General features: G+C 72.3%; 2 protein-coding genes and 1 pseudogene. All 3 read right to left on the reverse strand.

Annotated features, from left to right (window positions below; all coding sequences use genetic code 11):
- A pseudogene (locus QQK25_RS22575) lies at positions 1 to 261 on the reverse strand (hypothetical protein); the annotation flags it as partial.
- 116 nt (positions 262 to 377) lie between these two features.
- The gene (locus QQK25_RS22580; RefSeq protein WP_284189984.1) at positions 378 to 1100 is read right to left on the reverse strand and encodes a Crp/Fnr family transcriptional regulator; all 723 of its coding nucleotides are present in this window, start codon (positions 1098 to 1100) and stop codon (positions 378 to 380) included.
- Between the two features lie 124 nt (positions 1101 to 1224).
- On the reverse strand, positions 1225 to 2906 hold a 1682-nt coding region (locus QQK25_RS22585; RefSeq protein ID WP_438696566.1), incomplete at its 5' end, for a glycoside hydrolase family 94 protein.

Genomic DNA, 2906 nt, shown 5'->3' on the forward strand with positions numbered 1-2906 from the left:
GCTGAAGACCACCTGCAGGTTGTAGTCGGCGGCGGCGCGGTTCATCTGGGCGCGGTCGGCCTCGCCGATGCCGCCGCTCATCCAGGCGACGCTCTCGACGGGGACGGCCGGCACGCCGCAGCGGAGCAGGTCGTTCCCGTCCTGCGCCAGCGCGGGGGCGCCCGGCTGCAGGGCGATCGCGCCGAGAAGGCAGGCTGCACGCCATGCGCCCGGAACGCGCTGCCGTGGGGCCGGATCGGGCGGGGTGATTCGCTGCGTCATCGTCTGCTCCTGGAAAAGCCGGACATCGTCCGTCGGGTGCCAATGCCGTCAGCTTATGGGGCAGGCCGGGAGCGGTCTGTCTGATAGCGAACACGGAGGGCGCCTGCCCGCCGCCTTCAGCTTGCGATGCGGTGGGGGAGCAGGCGGTCGTATTCCTTGCGGACCACGGCGTAGCACTCGCAGGTGCGGGCCTCCAGCCCGGCCCGGTCGAGCACCGTGATGTGGCCGCGGGCGTAGCGGATCAGCCCGGCGGCCTGGAGCTTCAGCGCGGCTTCGGTGACGCCCTCGCGGCGCACCCCGAGCATGTTGGCGATGAGCTCCTGGGTCATCACCAGCTCGTTGCCCGACAGGCGGTCGAGGCTCAGCAGCAGCCAGCGGCACAGCTGCTGGTCGAGGGAGTGGTGGCGGTTGCACACGGCGGTCTGGGCCATCTGGGTGATGAGGGCCTGGGTGTAGCGCAGCAGCAGGTGCATCACCGGGCCGGAGCGGTTGAACTCGTCCTTGATCGCCGGTGCGCGCAGCCGCAGTCCGTGCCCGGCGCTCTGCACCACCGCCCGGCTGGGGGTGGTCTCGCCGCCCATGAAGAGGGAGATGCCGACGATGCCCTCGTTGCCCACCACGGCGATCTCGGCCGAGGCCCCGTTTTCCATCACGTAGAGCAGCGAGACGATGGCGGTGGTGGGGAAATACACGTGGCTGAGGGGCCGGCCGGATTCGTACAGCACCTGCCCGAGGGGCATGTCCACGGCTTCCAGCTGGGGCAGGATGCGCAGGAACTCGATTTCTGGCAGGACTGCGAGCAATTGGTTTCTGCGGGCGTCGTCGGCGCTGACCATCATCGGACTCCGGTGTGTGGGAAAGGGCGCACCCGCCGGTGCGGCGGGGATGCCACATGCCCAGTATAGGCACCCATGGCGGCCGGATATGTGCGCTACCGAACATATCCGGCCGTGCCGGGCGGGGTCAGCCGATGCGCAGCTCGACCTGATGGGGCTGGCGGTCGTCCACCAGGCGGATGGCCCCGTCGGGCTGCGCCACGCCATCGACGCGCAGCCCGATGTCCTCGCCGGCCACGGCGCGGGTGACGACGATGGGGAAGCAGGTTTCCCCGAAGCGGTAGCGCAGGGTGCAGCCGGGCCAGTCGGCCGGCAGGCGCGGCGCCACGTGGAGCAGCGTGCCTTCCCGGCGCAGGCCGAGCAGGGATTCGACGATCAGCCGGTACATCCAGCCGGCGGCGCCGGTGTGCCAGCTCCAGCCGCCGCGGCCCACGTGGGGCGGGCAGGCGTACACGTCGGCGGCAACCACGTAGGGTTCGAGCTTGTAGGTGGCGACGCCGTCGGCGCTGCGGGCGTGGTCGATCGGGTTGATCAGCGCGAGCAGCGCCCAGGCCTGATCGGTGTCGCCGAGCTGGGCGAAGGCCATCGCGGCCCACACCGCGGCGTGGGTGTATTGCCCGCCGTTCTCGCGCACGCCGGGCACGTAGCCGCGGATGTAGCCGGCGGGCAGGCTGGCGGTGTCGAAGGGCGGGTCGAGGAGCAGCACCAGCCGGTCGGCGGGCCGCACCAGATGTTCGGCCAGGGCGTCCATCGCCCAGCGCGCCCGGTGGGGTTCGGCCGCGCCGGAGAGCACCGCCCAGCTTTGGGGGATCGAGTCGATCCGGCATTCGGCGTTGCCGGCCGAGCCCAGGGGCGTGCCGTCGTCGAAGTAGGCCCGGCGGTACCAGCCGGCCGGCGTCACGCCGCCGTCCCAGCCGTGGGTTTCGAGGGCCGCCTGCAGGCGGGCGCCTTCCTCGCGGCACAGGGCGGCGAAGGCGTCGTCGCCGCGGGCTTCGGCCAGCCCGGCGAACTGCCCGAGCACCGCGTACAGGAAGAAGCCCAGCCACACGCTTTCGCCCTGGCCGGCCAGCCCGACCCGGTTCATGCCGTCGTTCCAGTCGCCCGAGCCCATCAGCGGCAGCCCGTGGACGCCGGCGGTGAGCCCGTGGCGGATGGCCTGCACGCAGTGGGCGTAGAGGTCGGCGGTCTCGCCCGAGGCGGTGGGCTGGTCGTAGTAGGCGTCGTCTTCGGGGTTGACCGGACGGCCTTCGAGGAAGGGCAGCACTTCGTCGAGCACGCCGGTGTCGCCGCTGGCGGTGACGTAGCGGCACACCGCCAGGGGCAGCCACAGGTAGTCGTCGGAGCAGCGGGTGCGCACGCCGCGGCCCGAGGGTGGGTGCCACCAGTGCTGCACGTCGCCCTCGCGGAACTGGCGGCCGGCGCACAGCAGCAGGTGGGCCCGCAGCAGCGCCGGCTCGGCGTGGACCAGGGCCATCGCGTCCTGCAGCTGGTCGCGAAAGCCGAAGGCGCCGCCCGACTGGTAGTAGCCGCTGCGTGCCCACAGCCGGCAGGCCAGGGTCTGGTAGAGCAGCCAGCCGTTGGCGAGCACATTCACCGCCGGGTCGGGGGTGTCGACCTGCACCGCGCCGAGGGTGCGCTGCCAGTAGGCGTGCACGTCGTCGAGGGCCTGGCGGGCGGCGGCGGAACCGCGCACGCGCGCCACCAGCCGGTCGGCGTCGGCGCTGTCGTGTCCGACACCGAGGCGGAACACCAGCTCGCCGCTGGCGCCGGGGGCCAGGTTCACCTTGAGCTGGAGGGCGGCGCAGGGGT

The organism is Zoogloea oryzae (genome assembly GCF_030161255.1).
Lineage (GTDB): Bacteria > Pseudomonadota > Gammaproteobacteria > Burkholderiales > Rhodocyclaceae > Zoogloea > Zoogloea oryzae.

Excerpts from the sequence above, each read along its gene's own strand:
- QQK25_RS22580 (WP_284189984.1), bottom strand. The coding sequence starts at position 1,100 with ATGATGGTCAGCGCCGACGACGCCCGCAGAAACCAATTGCTCGCAGTC.